Genomic DNA, 597 nt, shown 5'->3' with positions numbered 1-597 from the left:
GCCAGCGTTCACTCTGAGCCAGGATCAAACTCTCCATAAAAGTGTTTGTCCTAAAGCTCTTTTGTTTTTTGATAGGCTATCATTATTTCTAACAATAGCTTTAGCGTATCACAAGAACTCGTTTTATTTGGTTATTGAATAAAACGGGTTGTGTTCTTAAGTATTACAACAACAAAACAGAAAGAAACTTTTTAAAAAGGTTTAGCCAAACGCTAACCTAAAAATACTCTCATGCCATTCAGTCATCAATTATAATTAATCATAATGATATAATCATCATAATCAATGAAATTGACTGGCACTGGTTGGATAAGAATTTCTTATAAAAGAATGAAAGTTATAAAAACCCTTACTCTTTATAATAAGTTATCCTTAAATCATTTAGAATATCCCTTTAAAAAGAACTTCTATCAATTTGCTTAGTTTTCAAAGATCGTTCGCTTTTAATAGCTATCCTTGTAAGGTATCAGGCGGCTTTTTAAAAGCCCTTGCTGAAACAAGGAAATGAAAGTATAGTCATAGAAAGCTTAAGGTTTGCTTAAACTATAAAAATTTTTGACAGAGTAAGTTAAAATTTTAAAACGATTGGGTTTTGAG

General features: G+C 30.3%; 1 pseudogene. It reads left to right on the top strand.

Features of this window, described 5'->3' with window-relative positions:
* Positions 1 to 41: 41 nt before the first annotated feature.
* Positions 42 to 221, top strand: a pseudogene (locus IC572_RS08050) (hypothetical protein).
* The last annotated feature ends 376 nt before the right edge of the window (positions 222 to 597 follow it).

The sequence above is a fragment of the Helicobacter pylori genome, assembly GCF_014496485.1.
In the GTDB taxonomy this organism is placed as follows: Bacteria; Campylobacterota; Campylobacteria; order Campylobacterales; family Helicobacteraceae; genus Helicobacter; species Helicobacter pylori_DD.
This window is presented reverse-complemented; position numbering and strand designations above follow the sequence as displayed.